Source organism: Ruegeria sp. CDSB086 (assembly GCF_059611065.1).
The window spans coordinates 422,943-439,934 of record NZ_JBXWOV010000003.1 but is presented as its reverse complement, the minus strand read 5'-3'; the positions used below and the strand labels follow the sequence as shown (position 1 = coordinate 439,934).

Annotated in this window: 15 protein-coding genes; 2 read left to right on the top strand and 13 right to left on the bottom strand. The window is 58.3% G+C overall.

The annotated features are described in order from the left end of the window. Window positions 1-4: 4 nt before the first annotated feature. Genes AC2FIO_RS09025 through AC2FIO_RS09000 form a run of 6 tightly spaced genes read right to left on the bottom strand, consistent with a single transcriptional unit; the run spans window position 5 to window position 5,932 of the window. Window positions 5-391, bottom strand: a complete 387-nt coding sequence (locus tag AC2FIO_RS09025; protein ID WP_496697043.1) for a Na+/H+ antiporter subunit G — start codon at window positions 389-391, stop codon at window positions 5-7. A 7-nt stretch (window positions 392-398) separates the two neighbouring features. After that, window positions 399-668: a K+/H+ antiporter subunit F gene (locus AC2FIO_RS09020; protein WP_058274196.1), complete on the bottom strand. Its 270-nt coding sequence runs from the start codon at window positions 666-668 to the stop codon at window positions 399-401. Beyond that, window positions 665-1,165: a Na+/H+ antiporter subunit E gene (locus AC2FIO_RS09015; protein WP_370247519.1), complete on the bottom strand. Its 501-nt coding sequence runs from the start codon at window positions 1,163-1,165 to the stop codon at window positions 665-667. The genes AC2FIO_RS09020 and AC2FIO_RS09015 overlap by 4 nt, the downstream gene beginning before the upstream one ends. Further along, window positions 1,162-2,706 (bottom strand): monovalent cation/H+ antiporter subunit D, encoded by a 1,545-nt coding sequence (locus AC2FIO_RS09010; protein ID WP_496697040.1) that lies wholly within the window; start codon window positions 2,704-2,706, stop codon window positions 1,162-1,164. The genes AC2FIO_RS09015 and AC2FIO_RS09010 overlap by 4 nt, the downstream gene beginning before the upstream one ends. After that, a complete protein-coding gene (locus AC2FIO_RS09005; protein WP_058274194.1) occupies window positions 2,703-3,062 on the bottom strand; it encodes a Na+/H+ antiporter subunit C in 360 nt (119 codons plus the stop codon). Before AC2FIO_RS09005 ends, AC2FIO_RS09010 begins: the two co-directional genes overlap by 4 nt. Continuing rightward, on the bottom strand, window positions 3,062-5,932 hold the full coding sequence (locus AC2FIO_RS09000; RefSeq protein ID WP_496697038.1) for a monovalent cation/H+ antiporter subunit A: 2,871 nt from the start codon (window positions 5,930-5,932) through the stop codon (window positions 3,062-3,064). The genes AC2FIO_RS09005 and AC2FIO_RS09000 overlap by 1 nt, the downstream gene beginning before the upstream one ends. A gap of 344 nt (window positions 5,933-6,276) precedes the next feature. Between AC2FIO_RS09000 and AC2FIO_RS08995 the strand changes: the two genes are divergently transcribed. Both AC2FIO_RS08995 and AC2FIO_RS08990 read left to right on the top strand, forming a co-directional pair. Continuing rightward, window positions 6,277-6,624 carry a rhodanese-like domain-containing protein gene (locus AC2FIO_RS08995; protein ID WP_496697036.1) on the top strand — a complete coding sequence of 116 codons (348 nt, stop codon included), beginning with the start codon at window positions 6,277-6,279 and terminating at the stop codon, window positions 6,622-6,624. After that, window positions 6,621-7,436, top strand: coding sequence for a CE1 family esterase (locus tag AC2FIO_RS08990; protein ID WP_496697034.1), 816 nt, complete (start codon window positions 6,621-6,623; stop codon window positions 7,434-7,436). The genes AC2FIO_RS08995 and AC2FIO_RS08990 overlap by 4 nt, the downstream gene beginning before the upstream one ends. On the opposite strand, the gene mdoH is transcribed toward AC2FIO_RS08990, so the two are convergent. From mdoH to AC2FIO_RS08955, 7 genes are all read right to left on the bottom strand, one after another. Next, on the bottom strand, window positions 7,437-9,305 hold the full coding sequence (gene mdoH / locus AC2FIO_RS08985; RefSeq protein ID WP_496697032.1) for a glucans biosynthesis glucosyltransferase MdoH: 1,869 nt from the start codon (window positions 9,303-9,305) through the stop codon (window positions 7,437-7,439). It lies immediately after the preceding gene. Next, on the bottom strand, window positions 9,302-10,801 hold the full coding sequence (locus AC2FIO_RS08980; protein ID WP_496697030.1) for an OpgD/OpgG family glucan biosynthesis protein: 1,500 nt from the start codon (window positions 10,799-10,801) through the stop codon (window positions 9,302-9,304). The genes mdoH and AC2FIO_RS08980 overlap by 4 nt, the downstream gene beginning before the upstream one ends. Then, window positions 10,798-12,015 (bottom strand): OpgC family protein, encoded by a 1,218-nt coding sequence (locus AC2FIO_RS08975; protein ID WP_496697028.1) that lies wholly within the window; start codon window positions 12,013-12,015, stop codon window positions 10,798-10,800. The genes AC2FIO_RS08980 and AC2FIO_RS08975 overlap by 4 nt, the downstream gene beginning before the upstream one ends. A 32-nt stretch (window positions 12,016-12,047) precedes the next feature. Continuing rightward, window positions 12,048-13,418 (bottom strand): tetratricopeptide repeat protein, encoded by a 1,371-nt coding sequence (locus AC2FIO_RS08970; RefSeq protein WP_109313951.1) that lies wholly within the window; start codon window positions 13,416-13,418, stop codon window positions 12,048-12,050. Between the two features lie 181 nt (window positions 13,419-13,599). Beyond that, window positions 13,600-14,784, bottom strand: a complete 1,185-nt coding sequence (locus AC2FIO_RS08965) for a CaiB/BaiF CoA transferase family protein (RefSeq protein ID WP_282169207.1) — start codon at window positions 14,782-14,784, stop codon at window positions 13,600-13,602. Continuing rightward, window positions 14,771-16,390: a thiamine pyrophosphate-binding protein gene (locus AC2FIO_RS08960; RefSeq protein ID WP_496697026.1), complete on the bottom strand. Its 1,620-nt coding sequence runs from the start codon at window positions 16,388-16,390 to the stop codon at window positions 14,771-14,773. The genes AC2FIO_RS08965 and AC2FIO_RS08960 overlap by 14 nt, the downstream gene beginning before the upstream one ends. 78 nt (window positions 16,391-16,468) lie before the next feature. Then, window positions 16,469-16,927, bottom strand: a complete 459-nt coding sequence (locus AC2FIO_RS08955; protein WP_496697024.1) for a DUF302 domain-containing protein — start codon at window positions 16,925-16,927, stop codon at window positions 16,469-16,471. Window positions 16,928-16,992: the final 65 nt, after the last annotated feature.

Sequence of the window (16,992 nt, the reverse complement as noted above, 5' to 3'; positions counted from 1 at the left end):
AAACTCAGGACTTGCTGTGATCAGGGACGTCTTCGACTTGCTCAACCGCGTGCGTGGCCCAAAGTTCATCCTCGCCCGCATCTGGCAGATCGCTGGGTTTTTCATGGCGGTGAATGTGCCATTTGGCAATGAACAGGGCTGTGATCGGTGCCGTCAGGAACAAGAACAGTGTGATCAGAAGCTCGTGCAGTGACAGGTGCTGTTCGATCAGAACCGAGTGGCAGATCGATGCCAGCAACACGCCACCCACGCCCAGGGTCGTCGCCTTAGTGGGTGCGTGCAGGCGCGACATAGGATCTTTCAGCTTGATCATGCCGTAGGACCCGACAAAGCCGAAGATACCTGAAACAACTAGGAAGAAGGCGATCAGAAGTTCTATGGTGAAACTCATACCACCCTCACTCGATGATATTGCCACGCAGCATGAAGCGCGCGTAGGCAACCGTTGAGACAAAGCCCAGCATGGCGATGATCATGGCGGATTCGAAGAACACTTCGGTTCCCAGAGTCAGACCATAGAGGATCAACAGCGCGATCGTGTTGATGACCATCGTATCCAGAGCCAGAACGCGGGTGCCGACGCCGTCCGCGGTGATGATCCGCCAAAGGCACATCATGATGGCCGCGCCAAAGCAGGCGAATGCAAAGGCGATTGCAATGTCGATCATTCGAAAATCTCCTTCAGGCGACGCTCATAGCGGCTTTTGATCTGGTCGCGCACTGCATCAGGATCGGGGGCATCTAGACAATGCACCAGCAGGTTATGCCCCTGTGCGGACAGATCGCTGCTGACGGTTCCGGGGGTCATGGTGATCGTACCCGCCAGCACTGTGATAGCTTCAGGTGTGCGCAATTCCAGCGGGATCGAGATCCAGGCCGGCTGACGATCTGCGTCGCGTTTAAACAGGATAATCCGGGCAACGGTGATGTTCGCGATCACGATGTCCCAAAGCACAACCAGGATGTATTCAACGACCATGGGCCAGTTGCGCAGCTTTGGGCGATCAGGCCAGTAGGGCTGAGTGATGAAGGGAATGATGATGCCCAGGATCAGGCCAAAAACCAGCGAATTCAGCGTCAAGTTATTGGCCAGCAGGACCCACACGATGGTCAGCAGAAACGTCAGATGCGGGTGCGGAAATATTCGGTGCAGAAGTCTGATCATGTGTCGCCTCCCAATACGGCTGCGATGTAGTTCTCAGGTGTGAACAATTGCTCGGCCGTTTTATTGGTATACTCCAGCGCAGGTCCCGCAAACAGGGTCAGCAGCACTAGGCCGATCGCCATTGCGCATACGGCGGTGAAAGCCAGCCCGGGGTTGGGCTCGGGCGCAGGCGCGGGCGGGGTTTCTTCTTCGTTTTCAGGGTCCATTTCCGTGTTGTGCTGGGCATCATGGCTTTTCCAGAAGATCAACGAGCCCGCTCGGGCAAGGCCAACAATAGTCACGAAGGAACCGATCAGGATTACGGCCCAGATGGCGTTTGCATCCGGTGCGTCCCGTGCGGCGTCCAGCACCAGCAGCTTGCCGACAAAACCCGATAGCGGCGGCATACCCGCCAGTGCAATGGCACCCACAAAGAACAGAGCCGATATCAGACCCGTTTGCGGCATTGGTGCAGTTGGAGCAATCGCGCCGCCCCGGCGCTCCATCACCAGATCGGCAACCAGGAACATAAGCGCAGTGGCCAAGGTGGAATGATACACGTAATACAGTGCCGCCGCTGTGGCCGTTTCCGTGAACAGCGAGATCGCAATCAGCAACGTTCCCATCGAGGTGATGGCACAGAACGCCACCATACGCGCAATATGCTGTGTGCCCAGTATGCCGATGGCACCAACGGCCAGCGTCACCAAAGCGGCGGGTTGTAACCAAGCGCCAACAAGGCCCTGCGTAGCCTCAACCTCTGGGCCGAAGCCCAGCGTGTACATCCGCAGGATCGAGTAGGCGCCGACCTTGGTCATGATCGCAAACAGGGCGGCCACGGGCATGGGTGCACTGGCGTAGCTCGCCGGTAGCCAGAAGTGCAGTGGCAACACAGCGGCTTTGATGCAAAACACCAGCAGCAGCAAAACCGCACCAACCCGCAGCAGGGCGGTGTCATCTGCAGGCAATTCGGCCACCCGCACGGCCAAGTCGGCCATGTTCAACGTTCCGGTCACAGCATAAAGCGTGCCTAAAGCAAACAGGAACAGGGTGGACCCCAGCAGGTTATAGGCCACATATTGCACCCCGGCTTTCAGCCGTACTGCACCGCCCCCATGCGTCATCAGGCCATAGGACGCGATCAACAGAACTTCGAAGAACACGAACAGGTTAAAGGCATCACCGGTCAGGAATGCGCCACAGACACCCATCAGTTGAAAGTGGAACAGGGCGTGAAAATGTTTGCCCCGGTCGTCCCAGCCTGAGGCGATAGCATAAAGCACGATCGGCAAAGCCAACAGTGCAGTCAGAAGCACCATCATGGCCGATAGCCGGTCCAACACCAGAACGATGCCAAAGGGCGCAGGCCAGTTGCCCAGTTCATAGACCTGAATGTCGCCACCCGCGGCCTGTGCGGTGATGGTCAGGGCAATACCAATTAGGGCCACCACACCGGCAACCGAAAAGATGCGCTGCAGGTCCAGGTGAAAGCGCAGGACCATGATGATGAACGGGGCCAGGATCGCGGGCAGGACGATTGGCGCAACGATCCAATGGTTCATGCGTCTTCTCCCGGCGCGTCGACGCTGTCATTGGCGTTCATGTCGATATGGTCATCCTTCGAGGACAGGTAGGCGCTGAGCGCGATCATCACGATCACAGCGGTCATTCCGAACGAGATCACGATGGCCGTCAGCACCAAAGCCTGCGGCAGCGGATCGGTATAGGGCACCTCTTTGTATTTGTTCAAAACGGCAGGCGCGTCCAAAGCCAATCGGCCCGTTGCGAACAGGAACACGTTCACGGCGTAAGTCAGCAGAGACAGACCCAGAATGACAGGGAAGGTCCGGCGGCGCAGGATCAGGAATATCCCGGCAGCAGTCATGACGCCAACGGCAGAGGCTACGAGCGCTTCCATCAGACCTGCTCCTTGTTTTCTTCTTCTTGCGGCGGATTATCCCGCAATGGGTTGATATCCATCGGGAATTCCTGCGCCATACCCGGTTGCCACGCAAATCGGGACAGGCTGTCCAGCGCCAGCATCACCGCCCCCAGAACAGCCAGGAAGACGCCGGTGTCGAACAGGATGGCGGTGGCCCATTCGAACTCTTCCAGCGGTGGCCAGTGAATATAGCCAAAATCGCTGGTCAGGAACGGACGATCGTTAAACCACGCACCCAGACCCGTAGCGGCGGCAATCAGCACGCCCCAGCCAATGGAACCATGGTAGTAGAACCTTTGGCGTTCGATGGCCCAAGTATAGCCGCTTGCCATGTATTGCATCAGGAAGGCGATTGCGACGACAAGGCCCGCGATGAAGCCTCCGCCCGGCTGATTGTGGCCCCGGAAAAAGATGTAAGCCCCGACCATCAGCGCGATGGGCATCATCATTCGGGTCACGACCACCATCATCAACGGATGCGAGTCCCCCGACTGTGGCCAATGCGGTTTCCTGTTCAGCAGATAGCTGCGGACATTGGTGCCCAGAACGGCCTCGGTCAGGGCAAAGATGATAAGCGCGGCAATGCCCAGAACGATGATTTCGCCAAAGGTATCAAAGCCCCTGAAGTCCACGAGGATGACGTTGACCACATTGGTGCCGCCACCACCTTTGTACGAATTCGCCAGATGGAATTCTGAAATCGTCGGAAAGGCAAAATCCCGCAGCAGCAGCGCATAGATCAGCGCGCCCGAACCAATGCCCGCCACGACTGAAATAGCCGCGTCGCGCCAGCGGCGCGCAGCGCTGCTGTCCCACGGCGTATCCGTGGGCAGGAAGTTCAGCGACAGCAGCAGCAGGATCATGGTGACCACTTCGACCGAGATCTGCGTCAGCGCCAGATCCGGGGCGGACAGATAGTTGAAGGCCATCGAAACGATCAGGCCGACAACACCAATCAGCACCAGCGACAACAGGCGATTGCGGTGGAACCACATAATCGCCAGCGTTGCACCGACAAGGCAGATCCATCCGATAAGCGGAATAATCTGAATGGGCAGCGCCTCCCGCGTTTCGGGTCCAATCGTGCCGGTTGTATAGGCATAATAACCCAGCGCGAGGGTGAAACCGATCATAACGATCGCGTAACGGCTGAGGACGCCGTTATGCAAAGTATCGGTGATCAACCGACTGAGTTTTGTCAGCACGCCAATCACAGTGTCAAAGATCACCTTGGCCTCGGGACGCGGCAAAGCATTCCAGATTTTCTCTTCATGCCGATGCAAGCTTAGCAGGAACAAACCGCCCAGTGTCGCGACCACGGACATATAGAGGGCAGGCGTAAAGCCGTGCCACAATTTCAGCGAATAATACGGCAGCTTCTCACCGCCAATGACCGCGCTGGACACAACAGCGACCAATGGGCCCACGATGGCGGCAGAGTTCAGCCCGATCAGTACCACCAGCACGACAAGGAAGGCAGGCGCCAACCATAGACCGACGGGTGGATCATGCGGATGGGCCGGGTAATCATGCCGCTCCGGGCCCAGGAACACGTGGCTGACAAACCGGAAGGAATAGGCCGCTGAAAACAGCGCCGCCAACAATGCCAGACCCGGCACAAGATAATGAGAGTGCAGCCATGTGGTGTGAACGGTCTCTTCCAGCATCATTTCCTTGGACAGGAACCCGTTCAGGGGCGGTATGCCCGCCATCGACAGCGCAGCGATTGTGCCAATCGTAAAGGTGATCGGCATCAGATGACGCAGACCACCCAGACGTTTGATATCCCGCGTACCGGTTTCGTGATCCACGATCCCTGCGGTCATGAACAGCGCAGCCTTGAACGTGGCGTGGTTGATGATGTGAAATATCGCGGCTACGGCGGCGATCTTTGTGCCAAAGCCCAGCAACATGGTGACCAACCCCAGATGCGACACGGTCGAAAACGCCAGAAGGGCCTTGAGGTCATCCTTGAACAGAGCGATCACCGCGCCCATCAGCATGGTGATAAGTCCAGTTGTGGCAACAATGTAGAACCAAGCGTCGGTGCCGGCCAAAACGGGCCACATCCGGGCCATCAGGAACAACCCGGCCTTCACCATGGTGGCCGAGTGCAGGTAGGCAGAAACCGGTGTCGGGGCCGCCATGGCGTGGGGCAGCCAGAAATGGAATGGGAATTGCGCCGACTTGGTAAAGCAACCTAGCAGGATCAGGATCAACGCGGGCAGGTAATAGGGTGACGCCTGGATCAGCTCTTTGTTCTGCAAAATTACGCTTAGGTCATAAGACCCGACGATATTGCCCAGGATCAGCATCCCGGCGATCATCGCCAACCCGCCAGAGCCGGTCACTGCAAGCGCCATCCGCGCACCTTGACGTCCTTCGGGCAGGTGTTTCCAATATCCGATCAACAGGAAGGAGCTAAGCGACGTGAGTTCCCAAAAGATAAGCAAAAGCAGTATGTTGTCCGAAAGAACGATCCCGACCATCGCACCCTGAAACAGCAGAAGATAGGTGTAAAACTGCCCCATCGGGTCCTCGCGCGACAGGTAAAACCGTGCGTAGAGGATGATCAGTAACCCGATCCCAAGGATCAACAAGGCAAACAAAAATCCCAAGCCATCCAGCATGAAATTTGCGTTCAATCCAAGGGCTGGTATCCACTCGAACCGGGCGGTCACAACATCGCCTCGCATCACAGACGGGATGTGGATCAACAGACCCATCAGCGCCAGAAATGTGGTCAACCCAGCAGCAGAAGCAGCTGCATTTCGTCCTGCCCTGATCAGAAGAGCTGGAAAAACAGCGCCGAGAAAAGGAAGGGCCGCGATGAGGAATAGGGACAAGTGCGATACTCCGTTCTGGGCGGTCAAGTAGTACTGATTTTGTAAGGATAATTTTCTTACTGTCCAGCTAATACAACTCATTTGCCGCGCGCCAACACAGCGAGGCTGCGGCTTTTGCCTGCAAAAATGACGTGAACTTGAACTGCCAGGATAAATTCGGCGCGGATTCCAAATCTGCGCTGTGATAGAAACCCGGTGTCAGGTCAGGAGGGTGCGACGTGGCCCGAAACTTAAACCGATCCCGCAGGTGGATCTTGATTGGAGGCTGTGCCGCAGTGGCGGGGGGAATTGCGATACGCGAATACCGGCTTATTCCGCCTGACTATTCAGGACGGCAACTTAGCGTGCAGGATGCACATACGCAGGCCGTGGCCGGAGACGTGTTGTTGCTGGACATTCGCACCCCGAAGGAATGGCAGTCCACCGGGATCGGAGAGGGCGCCCAATCTTTGGACATGCGCCGTGATGATTTCATTCCCGCTCTGACGCAACTCGTCAAAGGTGACAAGGGCGCGGCAATTGCGTTGATCTGTGCGCGGGGCGTGCGTTCGGCGCGGTTGAGCAACCGGCTGACCGAGGCAGGATTTACGAATATTATTGATGTGCCCGAAGGCATGTTGGGGTCGGCCGCTGGGCCGGGATGGGTGCGCACCGGATTGCCGGTTCGCGACTACGACAGGAGTGCAGTATGATCCGGGAATTAACACTGGCAACGGGTTTGGCGCTGGTCGGGCAGTCGGGGCTGGCCGCCTGTGCCGATCTGGAGGGTATGTGCGAAACCGCCTCAGGCGGATACCATATCGAACTACCCGAGGATGAGAACCCGCCACTGGTGGTGTTTCTGCACGGCTATGGTGGCACCGCCACCGGTACTTTGAAAAACCGTGGCATGGTGGAACCGCTGCTAGCGCGCGGCTACGCTGTAATGGCGCCAGAAGGGTCGGAGCGCAACGGGCGACAAAGCTGGAACTTCTTTCCGGGTTGGGAAGGACGCGATGAAACCGCCTTTTTGACCGAGGCGGTTGAGGATGCCGCGGATCGGTTTGGCGTGGATACGGACCGGGTCGTTCTGGGCGGATTCTCGGCAGGGGCGTTCATGGTCTACTACCTTGCCTGCGCCGCGCCCGATACGTTCTCGGCCTATGTGCCCGTTTCAGGTGGGTTCTGGCGCCCTGATCCTGAATCTTGCGATGGCCCGGTTCGGATGTTCCACACCCATGGCTGGACGGATAACGTGGTGCCGCTGGAAGGGCGCTTGCTGGGCGGTGGCCGGTTTCATCAGGGCGATATCTTTGCCGGACTTGAGATTTGGCGCGTTGCAAATGGATGTGTCGATACCAAGCCCAGCGGGTTCTCGACCACCGGCCCTTTCATGCGCCGATACTGGAGCGGGTGTGACGACGGCAGCGCGCTGGAATTTGCGCTGTTTCCCGGCGGTCACATGGTGCCCAAAGGCTGGGCCGATATGATGATCGATTGGTACGAAGGTTTGCCGGGTGGGTGATCACTCGGCAGGAGTCATCACGCCCTTACCCTCGATTACTTTCTTCAGTTCATCCCTGTAGCGACGGGCCGAGCGTGTGATTGCGGGCTCGTTATAGTCCTCTTTCATGCCAACCATACGGCGGGCTGCTCCGGCCGATACGCCGCTGAGCGCGGACAAAGGAATCGCAAAGGCAAGGCTGATCGCAATCGGGGCCAACCAGACTGATACAAGACCGGACAAGATACCCACGCTAAGGGCAACGCCGCTGATCGTTTCGACGGTGTGGCAAAGGATCAGCGTGCGCAGACCATAGCTGCCGCCATCCCGCGCCTGCGGGGACCAGCCCTTTTGGATACCAAAGGTGGTGCGAATGACGGCGATCATCTGTTGCACCATCAGAATAGGGGCGTAGAGGATCGACAGAACAACCTCGGCCAGGAATGAGGTCAGGAATTTGCGCCCGCCACCGAATTCGGCATAGCGCACACCGCTGAGTGGCAGGGCCAGAACACCCAGCACCTTTGGCGCAAGCAGCATCGCGTACATGACCAGAATGATCAGCACATGGCGGGTTTCCGTCATCTCGGGCCATTGCGGGAACAGTGGATTGTCTGGGCTGAAATAATGCAAGACCGAGGCATCCTCACCCTGACCGATAAGGGCCCACATCACCAGCAGCGCAAACCAAAGCGGCGACATCAGATATCCGACTGCGCCGTGGAACATGTGGAACCGAGATACCGACTGGAACCCGGCTGAGCCCAACAGTTTCAGGTGCTGCAAATTGCCCTGACACCAGCGCCGATCGCGCAGGGCGTGATCAATTAGTGTCGGCGGCGTTTCTTCATAGGACCCGCGAATGCGGGGCAGGAACCGCACACCCCAACCGGCCCGACGCAACAGACCGGCCTCGACGAAGTCATGGCTCATGATCAGTTTTTCCTGACCGTTCAATGCCCGCAGTTTCGGCAAACCCGCGCAATTGGCGAATGCTTGGGTGCGGATAATGGCGTTATGACCCCAATAGTTGCCTTCCTGCCCGCACCAGCGTGCAAGCCCTTCGGCAAAAGCAATCCCATAGACGCCATTGGCGAATTGCTGCATCCGCGCAAAGACCGATTGCGCACCGATCAGCTGAGGATAGCTCTGAATCAATCCTGCGCCCGGATCGCGCGCCAGCGCGTCGGTCAATCGGGCGATGGCGCGACCGGTCATCAGACTGTCTGCGTCCAAAACCAGCATCGCATCCCACTCGGCACCCCAGCGGCTGACCCAGTCGGCGATGTTGCCAACCTTGCGGTCGGTGTTTTGTTCGCGACGGCGGTAATACAGTTCCAGCCCGGGGGCGAGGGTGGTGCGCAGCGCCTCGACACTGGCTTGCTCCTGTGCGGCGATCTCGGGGTCGCGCGTGTCCGAGAGGATGAACATGGCATAGTGATGCTGCCCACCGCGCGCCTGCAAATCTTCAAGCATGGTCCGGGCATTGCCCAGCACGTTCCAGGGAACCTCGTTATAGACCGGCATCAAAAGGGCGACACGCAACGGCTGGGCGCGACCCTGACGTACGGGACGCTCCTGCCGGGACAGGGAGACCATGCCCAGCAACACAGTGCAGACCGTGAAGGAGATCCAGAAGAAGTTGAATGAAATCAGTGCCAGAAGGATGGCCTCGATCAGGTTGATGCCTTCGGCGTCGAACCAGTCCGTCATCACCCATAACAGTCCCAGCGTCGCCGCCATTGCGGGCGAAAACGCCAGCGCACGCCAGAACCCGGCCGAGGGACGTTTGGCATCAGGAACCTGTGCATCCCGAAACCCTGCGCTGAAATCCTGCGCGGGCATGGCCAGAGGCGTCTCGGGCGGCATGATATGAAGATCTCTGGTCATGAGGTCCAACGGTATAGCCAGACCTCAGAGGCTGGCTGTTTGTCTTTCAGCAACTGCGCGCGCAATTCGACATGGTCGCGGTCGCCGGGCTCGAACGAAAACGCCAGCCGCAAACCGCCTGTGTCGGGGTTGCGTTGCAGCACACCTTCGGATGTTTCGGCATGCGGCGAGTCTACGAAAATGGTCATCGCCTCTGGGTCGTTGAACAGCTCGCTTTCTTCAAAATCGATGACGGCCAGACGCCCTTCACCAAACGTGTTGTCGCCCATCGCGGTGTTGATCACGCGCGCCATCGGTGTGCGCTGGGGCTCATCCCCCCAGATCAGGCGATAGGACAGGTCGACCTGGCTGCCAGCCGTATAGGGTTCGGCAGGGCGCCAGTAGGCAACGATGTTATCGTAGATTTCCTGATCAGCCGGAATTTCAACCAGCGTGACGGCACCTTTGCCCCAATCCGCACCGGGTTCGACCCACAGGCTGGGGCGCTTGTGGTAATTCGCCTCAAGATCCGCGTAATCCGAGAATTCACGCTTGCGCTGCAACAGGCCAAAGCCGCGCGGGTTGGTGTCGACGAACGACGAAATCTGCAGGCGGGTTGGGTTCGCCAATGGCCGCCACAGAACCTCTCCAGCACCGTTGCGCACCAACAGACCATCGCTGTCGTGTACGGCAGGGCGGAAGTCGTCGAACCGGCTGTGGTTGGTCTGATCGAATAGGAACATCGACGTGCCGGGGGCGATACCCACATGCGTCAGCTCTTCGCGTGGGAACAGCGTGGCTTCGATATCCATCACGCAGTCCGCACCGGCGGTGATATTGAACCGATACGCACCGGTCACGCTGGGGCTGTCCATCAGCGCATGGACGACCATGTCGCGCTGGCCGGGTTTTGGGCGCTCCAGCCAGAAGCGGATGAATTCAGGGAATTCCTCTCCATCCGGGTCGCCGGTTTTGAGTGCCAGACCACGGGCCGAAAGGCCATAAACCTCATGCAGGCCAATAGCGCGGAAATAGCTGGCACCTTGCCAGACGCAGAACTCGTCGGTCTTGCCGGGACGGTGCATTTCGGTGCGCAGACGCAGGCCGGAAAAGCCCAGCGTGTCGTCTATCGGCAGTTCCGGGACATCCTCGGATTTGTCGAACATCTCCAGATCGAATGCGACCGGAGTGGTCATCCCGTTTTCGACGGTTTCGACTTTAACAGTGCGCGGGAAGTACAGGCCAGGCGTAAAGAAATCGACGTTAAAGGGTGTTTCGGTTTCGTACCACAGCGCGCGGTCTAGCCGGAACCGGATCGAGCGGTATTGCTGATATGTCAGATCCTGCCATTCCTGCGGCACCATCTCGCGTTCCGCATAAGGCCGGCTGGCCAGATCGCGGGCCATCTCAATGACGACATTGCGGTCAAATGGGACCTCACCGCCGGTGGCGAAGGTCGCGGGCGCAAATGCAAGCGCCGACGTTGAGACCAGAAATGCGCGACGTGTAAAATTCATTTCTTAGACTTCCAAGGTTGTGACTTAAACCAAGCGGCCATGTATGCCACGCCGATGATCATCGCAAAGCCAATCATGTTGGCGACGAAAACACTGGCAACATCTCGCCCACTCAGGTCCAGACCGACGCCGATAAGTCGTGCTGCAGCCATCGAAAATACGAACACGGCCAATGATTGTTGCCCAACTTTAGTGATGACGGTCAGCAGGAACTGCCAGACTTTGGCCGCGGTACCCTGACCGGTTGCAATCAGGCGATGCCCATGTTCCCCGGCGACAACCCAGCCCAGATAGGCGAGTGACAGGAAATGCAGATAGCGGAACAGGCCAAAATCGGTTTTGTCGCGGAACTCTTTCGTCACGGGCCAGACCTTGCGGATTTCGTCAGCCAGATCGGGGGCCGCTGCGTTGATCCATGTGAATACCTTCCACGAACCAAAGGGCATCGAGAAGATCAGGAACAGTGCTGCCGCCCAGATCAAGGTTTTCGATACCGGGGGGGCAGGTATCCAGCCGCGCATGAAGGCGAAACCAGTAAAGAACAGCAGTTGCCAGCCAAAGGGGTTGAAGAACCACTGCCGCTCAGACCACGGTTCGGCTGGGAGGTCCAGAATGTCGGTCTGTGCGACCAGCCAGATCGCGACGGATGTCCCAGCGACGGCCCAGAAACCGAACCGGTAGAGGCCCATAAACATGGGCATCATTGCCAGAACCACCAGATACATCGGCAGGATGTCGAAATAGTTCGGAACATAGGTCAGCGTGAACAAACCCACGATCTGAGGCGCAGGATCGTTGAAGAAGTGCTGCAGGTTCAAAGACGAAACGTAGGTCTTTTCGAACAGCCCTGATTGATCCAGCGCCGCCATTGACATGGCGACAAAGAAGAACAGGCAGATATGCGCCCAGTAGACCTGCCAGATACGGAACGACACGCGGGCCGTTCCAATCCACCACCCCTTGCGCAGGAACGCTCCGCCAAAGGCAATCGCCGACGCCATGCCCGAGCAGAACACGAAAATCTCGGTCGCGTCCGAGAATCCAAACCGCGCGGGAATCCACTTGGCCCATGGATCGTTCGGGATATGTGCGATCAGGATGATGAACATCGCGATGCCGCGATAGAAATCCAGGCGCGGGTCGCGCGTGCGGGCAGGGGCCGCCGCAGAGGCAGCCACTGGCGCAAAATCAGAAGCGGGCGAAACTGTCGCCATACGTATTCTGTCCTTCTTGGTCTTAGTTTTTGTTATTCAGCCGGGACGCTTTGTGCGTCTCCGTTGTCGCGTGCCGCATCGATCAATGTGCGGCGCGCAAGAGCGTAATTGTCTTCGCCCCCGGCTCTTTTGGCGCGACGGTCATCCAGGATGCGCTCGACAGCATCCAGACGGCCGGCGCGCAGGCCGGAATCAATTGTGATGCGCTCGAATACATCACGTTGGGCGTGGCTTCCACCTGCCAGTTGCATACCTGCTCGGGCGTTCGATAAAAAGTCGAAGGCGTCGCCGTAAAGGCCTTCGCCAAAGGCTTCAAGTCCTTTGGCGGCCGCAATACCCGGATCGGACATGCGGATCGGAGTGTCCCCCTGATTGCGCTGCGCATCTTTCTGAATACGCTGCAACATCTTGCTGGTCGCCTCAGGGCGATTGTCGCCGGTCAGGGCCAGAAGATAGTGAAGATCGGCAAAGATCAGACAACCATCTTCGGTCCGCGCTGCACTGAGATCCGCCAGTTCTTCCCAGCGGTTGCCCACATTGACGCCCTCAAGCTCAAGCCGTGACAGCAGGGACGTGGCGTTCGAGATATCGCGGTAGTCGTCGGTTTTGTCCTGACGGATGTAATTGTCATACAGCTCCATCACCTGATCGACCTGACCCAGATCCAGATGCATCAGCGCCTTGTGCCACCAGACGTGATAGCGGAAGTTGTTGCAGTGGGTCCAAGCCTCTTCGCGTCCTGCCAACCAATCAAGGCCCAGCTGCGCGTTGCCTGTCATCTCATGCACGTGTGCAACGGCGTGCAGACCCCAGGCATCGTCCGACACCATCCACAGCGCCTGCCGACCTGCGATTTCGGCCTTTTCGTAGGCACCGGTTTCTTCCAACGCAAAGGAATGACAGCCCAGCAAATACCCACGACCTGCATGATCGGGTTCGTACGCCGGCAGAATCCGCTCGATCGACCGGCGCATGCCTTCCGCGTCGCCAAGTACAAATCGCGTCGCGTGGCTGAGTTTCATTGCCAGCGAGTCTTGTGGGTGGTCGCGCAGAATCTCTTCGAATTTTTGAATGGCTTGCGTGGGCAGGTCAGCCAGATACAGACCCAGCGCTTCGACATACAGTCGCTCGCGCGCTGAGACCGGCTGGCGTTCCATGGCACTGTTGGCGGCTGCCATCGCTTCGACGGCGACCGGCATCATCTCGCGACGGCCCAGCAGGACCATGAACAAGCCTTTGATTGCGTGACCCAGGGCAAAATCGGGTTCGAGCTCCAGAACTTTGCCAAGATGCTGCGGCGTCACGGCGGCATGGGCCATGAACCCAAGCAGAACACCATCCCAGGCCTCGGCACTTGCCGGGTGGCTGAGGGTGTTCATCTGTCCGAAAACGTCTTGCTTCATGTTCATGTTCCGATCCAATCGAGAATATCTACATCACCTGATGTAGCAGAGACTCTGGGTGGGTCGTATCAGTATCGGCCCTGCTCTCGAATTGGTGAAATGCCGTGTGGGCAAAAATTGAAAAAAACCGCCGATTCAATGGCATGTTTCAGCAACATGCCGCCGAAATGGGCAGAGTGTTTCAATCGTCGAAGGGGTGTTCAGCGCGCAAAACGGCCTGCGTATCGGCCCCAAAGACGGGCGGAGCAGCCCGATATGTTACAGGTGTGCGCGACAGTTTCAGCGGGTTCCCGATCAGTTGAACATCACCCGGTGCGGCCTGCATCGCGATCTGCATCTGGCGGGCTTCGACCTGATCGGTTGAAAAAACCTGATCCAAAGTCTGTACTGGACCAACCGGAACCTTGCGGGCTTCGAGCTGCTCAATCATGGTCTCTGAAGCATGGGTCTTCACCACCGGACGCAGCACGGCGTTTAACGCGTCACGATTTTCCAGCCTAGCTGGGTTGGTGGCGAAACGCGGATCATCCGCCAGATCGGGGTGATCGATGAATTCGCAGAACCGGCGGAACTGACTGTCATTTCCGACGGCCAGAATGACGTGGCCATCGGCGGTGTCATAAACGTCATAGGGTACGATGTTCGGATGCCCGTTACCGCGCCGTTGCGGTACGGTGCCTGAGGTCAGATAGTTCGCACCTTCGTTGATCAGCCACGCGATCTGCGCATCTACCAGCGCCAGATCAATCTGCTGGCCTTCGCCGGTCTGATCGCGGTGGCGCAGGGCCGCCAGAATGCCGACACTTGCGTACATTCCGCACATCACATCGGCGATGCCCACGCCCACCTTCATCGGCGCGCCATCGGGTTCGCCTGTCAGCGACATGATCCCGCCGTACCCCTGTGCCATCAGGTCATAACCCGGCTTGGACGCATTTGGCCCGGTCTGGCCGTAACCCGATATCGAGCAATAGACGAGGCTGGGAAAGTCTTGCGACAACGTGGCGTAGTCCAGACCGTATTTCGCCAATCCGCCGGGTTTGAAGTTCTCGATCAGAATGTCCGCATGCGAGGCCAACCGTTTGATTTCAGATTGCCCCTCGGTCGTGGTGATGTCGATAGCCACGGATTTCTTGTTGCGGTTGGCCGACATGAAATAAGCGCTTAGATCGGACCGGTTGCCTTGCGCATCTTCGACGTAAGGAGGGCCCCATTGGCGGGTGTCATCCCCGCCGGTCGCGGGGTTTTCGATCTTGATCACGCTGGCCCCCAGATCGCCCAGCAACTGCGTGCAGGTCGGTCCGGCCAAAATGCGACTGAGGTCCAGGATTTTGACGCCCTTCAGCGGTCCTTCAGATCCGGCCATCATAGCCCCCACGGTCAATTTCTGCGGCAATCACGGTGAATGAGTTGGCTTTCATCGCCTCATTCAGGGCATTGCGCAGTTCCTCGCGGTTGCGAACGGTGTGACCTTTACCGCCAAACGCCCGGCCCATGGCTGCAAAGTCGTGATGGTCGAAATCCACGCCCCTGTTGCCCATCTGGCGCTGGCGCTGTTTCAGCTCGATCAGCGCAAGGCTGGCATCGACAAAGACAAGAAAGATCGGGTTTCCGCCCATTTCGGCGGCAGTCGACAGCTCTCCGGCGACCATCAGGAACCCGGCGTCGCCCGAAAAACTGATAACCGGGCGGTTTGGTTCGGCCAGTTTCAGGCCAATCGCCATTGGCACGGCGCAGCCCATGGTACACAGCGCCGAGGACTGGATCAGTCCGCGTTCCTCGGAACAATCCCACATCTGACTCAGCAAGATACGATGCGCGCCACTGTCGGCTGTAGCCAGTGTTTCGGCAGGCAGGGTTGCACGGGTTTCGGCGATGACAGCGGCGGGGCCCCATTCCTCATCGGTCGGGAACGCCTCAGCCAGCGCGGTTTTGACCCGTGTGGGTTCGCCGTCCGGCCACGTTTCGCGGGCAGGGTTGCCCTTTGCCATGGCCTCCAACGTGGCACCCGTATCGGCGACCATATTCAGGCTGGCCTGATGCATATAGTGGTCATTGACCACAGCCGAGATGTCGATGACTCGCTTTTCTTCAGGGTCCCAGACCTCGCGCCAGCCGGGGCGCATCTCGATCGGGTCGTAGCCAAGGCACAAGACCAGATCGGCCTGTTCAACCAGCGGCAAAAGGTGTTTGTCGGCCAGCGGTGACAATCCGGCCCCGCCAAGGCAAAGGGGGTGATCTTCGGGCACAACTCCCTTGGCTTTGTAGGTGGTTACAAAGGGGATGCCGAAATGTTCCAGAAACGCCTGCACAACATTGCGCGATCCGTCATACAGCACGTCCAGCCCCACAATCGCAATGGGACGTTCCGCGTCAGCCACCCAACGGCGCGCTTTCTCAAGGCAATTGCCCTCGGGCGCGACGGCGGCAGCCTTGACCAGTCGCCGCTTCTTGACACTGGATACGCGCATATCCGCAACCGAGATCGGAATATCGATATGCACGGGTCCGGGGCGCGGCTGGTTGGCCAGCGATACGGCCTTGTCTGCCACGATATCCGCGCCCTGTGCCGTCAGTTTAAAGGTTCCTTTGGTGATCGAGCGATAGACCTGTGCGTGATCCATAACCTGATGGGTATAGGTCAGCGCTTCATCCGCATCGACGCAACCGGTCAGCACGATCATCGGCACCCGGTCCTGCAAAGCGTTCGCGACCACGTTGATCCCGTTCATCGCACCGGGGCCAAGCGTCGCCACCAGAATGGCAGGTGCACCGTCGCGGTGATGCACGGCTTCGGCCATGAACCCGGCGGCGTTTTCGTGCTTGGTCAGGTGAAAGGTGATCCCCGCCTGTTCCAGCGCATCCACCAACGTCAGAACCTCGCCACCGGGCATACCAAAGGCATGGCGGCATCCGGCCTCGTAAAGTCTTTGGGCCAAAAGGTCCGCGGCGCGGGGCGAAAGGTCCTGCATTAGTTATGCTCCGAAATAATACGTCATTGCAGATTGCGGAGGACGCGTCCGGACGCAAGCAGGTTCACGGCAGTGTGACTAATTGACTGCGGATTCCGCCACTGCCTGAAACTTTTCATCCAGTTCCGTCGCAATTTCTTGAAGTGGCTCACCGCCTTGCTGGGCATAGGGGGCAAAGACGTGGCTTGGGGTTTTGTAGGACAAAGTCGCCGTGCCGTCCGCATTTTCGGTCACGTAGAACCGGATGGGCGCTTCGATCATTGCGTCGACCGAGGTTTCCAGAACCCGCACCGCGTAGTCGTTGTTAAAGGCACCGATCACTAAGTTTCCAGGAATGATGATGCCACGGGCCGCTGCCGCCTTGGTGGGCCCGGCCTGCGTTACAACAATCAGACCGTTTTCTTTGACAGCGGTCTTCGTATCCGCGACCAACGCATCATAGCTTTTGTCGGTGGAGTGAACCGCCCAGCCCGGCAGCGGTTCTTGCGCCAGCGCGGGAAGGGCCAGCAAACACAGTACGGTCGAAATAGCCTTCATCCTGCTGTCCTCATGGGTATGGGTACGAAGTTGATGCCAGAAACTCGTATTTCGCGCAGTCACAA

Coding starts and splice junctions, on each gene's coding strand:
- AC2FIO_RS09025 (WP_496697043.1), bottom strand. CDS start 391: ATGAGTTTCACCATAGAACTTCTGATCGCCTTCTTCCTAGTTGTTTCA.
- AC2FIO_RS09020 (WP_058274196.1), bottom strand. CDS start 668: ATGATCGACATTGCAATCGCCTTTGCATTCGCCTGCTTTGGCGCGGCC.
- AC2FIO_RS09015 (WP_370247519.1), bottom strand. CDS start 1,165: ATGATCAGACTTCTGCACCGAATATTTCCGCACCCGCATCTGACGTTT.
- AC2FIO_RS09010 (WP_496697040.1), bottom strand. CDS start 2,706: ATGAACCATTGGATCGTTGCGCCAATCGTCCTGCCCGCGATCCTGGCC.
- AC2FIO_RS09005 (WP_058274194.1), bottom strand. CDS start 3,062: ATGGAAGCGCTCGTAGCCTCTGCCGTTGGCGTCATGACTGCTGCCGGG.
- AC2FIO_RS08990 (WP_496697034.1), top strand. CDS start 6,621: ATGATCCGGGAATTAACACTGGCAACGGGTTTGGCGCTGGTCGGGCAG.
- mdoH (WP_496697032.1), bottom strand. CDS start 9,305: ATGACCAGAGATCTTCATATCATGCCGCCCGAGACGCCTCTGGCCATG.
- AC2FIO_RS08980 (WP_496697030.1), bottom strand. CDS start 10,801: ATGAATTTTACACGTCGCGCATTTCTGGTCTCAACGTCGGCGCTTGCA.
- AC2FIO_RS08975 (WP_496697028.1), bottom strand. CDS start 12,015: ATGGCGACAGTTTCGCCCGCTTCTGATTTTGCGCCAGTGGCTGCCTCT.
- AC2FIO_RS08970 (WP_109313951.1), bottom strand. CDS start 13,418: ATGAAGCAAGACGTTTTCGGACAGATGAACACCCTCAGCCACCCGGCA.
- AC2FIO_RS08965 (WP_282169207.1), bottom strand. CDS start 14,784: ATGGCCGGATCTGAAGGACCGCTGAAGGGCGTCAAAATCCTGGACCTC.
- AC2FIO_RS08960 (WP_496697026.1), bottom strand. CDS start 16,390: ATGCAGGACCTTTCGCCCCGCGCCGCGGACCTTTTGGCCCAAAGACTT.
- AC2FIO_RS08955 (WP_496697024.1), bottom strand. CDS start 16,927: ATGAAGGCTATTTCGACCGTACTGTGTTTGCTGGCCCTTCCCGCGCTG.